The organism is Waterburya agarophytonicola KI4, from assembly GCF_020640915.1.
GTDB lineage: Bacteria > Cyanobacteriota > Cyanobacteriia > Cyanobacteriales > Xenococcaceae > Waterburya > Waterburya agarophytonicola.
This window is the reverse complement of the sequence record NZ_JADWDC010000144.1, coordinates 1-2550: the sequence shown is the minus strand read 5'-3', so window position 1 is coordinate 2550 and position 2550 is coordinate 1. Positions and strand designations below refer to the sequence as shown.

Here is a 2550-nt window from a genome sequence, read left to right as displayed (position 1 = left end):
TAGATTAAGCCTTCCAGATAAATTCACTCAGTAGAGAAAACCCGCAACCAGTTCTAAATTAATCGATGTGGCAGTAAATCAAGGTCGGATATTATCTATTCGGGGAAGTGTAGTCGATGTTTTGTTTCCCGATTGCTTACCAGAATCTCGAAGCTTATTGAGGGCTGGTAAAACTCAGCAAATAGCTTTAGAAGTTATGACCTATCTTAATTCTGAAGTGGTCAGAACGATCGCCTTGAATCCCACCCAAGGATTAGCTAGGAGTTCGATGGTAATTGATACTGGTCATACTTTGCAAGTGCCTGTAGGAGAAGCAAACTTAGGTAGGATGTTTAATGTTTTTGGCGAAACTATCGATGGTCAAAAGCCATTATTAAACGAGACAATGCGATCGCTCCACGCCCATCCTATTCCTCTCTGCGATCGCGCTACTACAACAGATATTTTCTTGACAGGGATTAAGGCGATCGATGTGCTTGCACCATTAGAAAAAGGCGGAAAAGCAGGATTATTCGGTGGTGCGGGAGTTGGTAAAACAGTTTTGATTACGGAATTGATTAACAATGTTGTCAGTCGCTACAAAGGAGTAAGTATCTTTTGCGGAATTGGCGAGCGATCGCGGGAAGGGGAAGAACTATACCGAGAGATGCAGTCAGCAGGAGTGTTAAACAATACCGTAATGGTATTTGGACAGATGAACGAACCGCCAGGGGTGCGCTTTCGGGTGGGACACGCAGCCTTGACGATGGCGGAATATTTCCGCGACGATTTACATAAAGATGTTTTACTAACCATCGATAATATTTTTCGCTTTATTCAAGCAGGTTCGGAAGTATCGGGCTTAATGGGGCAATTACCATCACGGGTAGGTTATCAGCCCACTTTAGCCAGTGAATTGGCTGAACTAGAAGAACGAATCTGCAACACCTCATCGGCTTCAATTACCTCGATTCAAGCTGTATATGTTCCCGCCGACGATATGACCGATCCTGCTGCGGTACACACTTTCTCCCACCTTTCTGCTTCTATTGTTTTATCTCGTAAGCGAGTCAGTGAAGGGCTATATCCTGCTATTGACCCTTTGCAGTCAGATTCAAAAATGTTGACTCCTCAAGTAGTGGGCGATCGCCATTATAAAATCGCTCAGACAGTCCGCCAAACTCTAGCCAATTACGAAGAACTCAAAGATATTATCGCCATGTTGGGACTAGAAGAGTTGGCACAAAGCGAACGAAACATAGTCTACCGCGCCCGCAGATTGGAACGGTTTCTTACTCAGCCCTTTTTTACTACCGAACAGTTTACGGGGTTGGAAGGAAAAATGGTCAAGCTAGAGGATGCTTTATCTGGATGCGATCGCATTTTGAATGATGAATTTTCTGATGTTCCAGAGCGATCGCTTTACATGATTGGCAGTGTGGATGAAATCAAAAAATAATATGCTTTCAAACTGCGCTGCGAGTAAAATAATCAACACCAATATTTTTAGGCTATATTTATAACTGGTTAAATAGCCTTTTGAGCATATTTACCTGGTGTAGCATAGGTGTTAGGTATTAAAAAGTTTATTTCCTGGTCATTATAAACCTAGTGAAAAAGAGTTTCAGAAGTTATGGACTGAATCCCGCTTTTCTCACAAATTGAATTGAAAGCATAATTTGAAGCTTGAAAATTGTTAGTTTTCTCTAATAAGAAAAATTCCAGATATTTGGGCAGAGATAATTTACTAAATTCCGAAAAAACTCCCAAAAATAACCTCGAAATAAGTCAACTGAAAAAAATAGCCATGACAAGATTAATGGCTATTTATCAACAGTCATTTAAGAAACTATTTAATTATTTTCTTCGATAATTAAAATTATCCAGAATCGGGAATAGCTTGAATTCTGGAATAAGCTATCCCTAAAATATCTTGGTATGGGCAAGTGGTAGCAATAGCGATTAAAATTCTTCTACAACTAATGGTTATTCTCGCTCCCAATTTAAGAAGAGAAAGACGAATTGTTCCAACGGTAGCCTTAGCTAGAGAGGTTCTTTTTAGACAATTTTGACGAAAAGCTTGGACAAGAACATATGCCATTGAAGAAAGCCACAATCTTAGTTGATTACTCTCAAATGTCTGTGTTGAAGTTCGGTCAGCAAATAAATCAAGTTGTTGCTCTTTAATCCGATTTTCTATCTCGCCTCTGGGACAATATTTATCAGTATAAAGTTTAGATGGTGATATCTTGGAAGCTGGTAAAGAGGTGACAATATGACGTATTTGTGACCCATTAGAACCATGGCAGACTTTAGTTACAACTCTTCTAAAATGACTCCAAGACTGTTGTGTTTTATAGCAAAGAGAACGATACCAAGTTGATTCTGGTACTAATTTATTTGCCTCTTCTAATTCTTCATCATTAGAAAATAAGGTTTCCATTAATTTGCTAACAGGCTCTAGTCTTAATGAGTAATCAGCCTTGGCTTTCTGAATAATATCGGCAGCTCTTAACTTCAGGGTAAGCTCATCTTATTTTGTATAAAATGTACTTGACAAAAGTTTCGTTT

General features: G+C 39.3%; 1 protein-coding gene and 1 pseudogene. One reads left to right on the top strand and one right to left on the bottom strand.

Features of this window, described 5'->3' with window-relative positions; all coding sequences use genetic code 11:
* Positions 1-67 precede the first annotated feature (67 nt).
* Positions 68-1438: a F0F1 ATP synthase subunit beta gene (atpD, locus tag I4641_RS23640; RefSeq protein ID WP_229643035.1), complete on the top strand. Its 1371-nt coding sequence runs from the start codon at positions 68-70 to the stop codon at positions 1436-1438.
* Positions 1439-1858: 420 nt separating this feature from the next.
* Here the strand turns inward: atpD and I4641_RS23635 are convergent.
* Positions 1859-2500 (bottom strand): annotated as a pseudogene (locus I4641_RS23635) (transposase); the annotation flags it as partial.
* Positions 2501-2550: the final 50 nt, after the last annotated feature.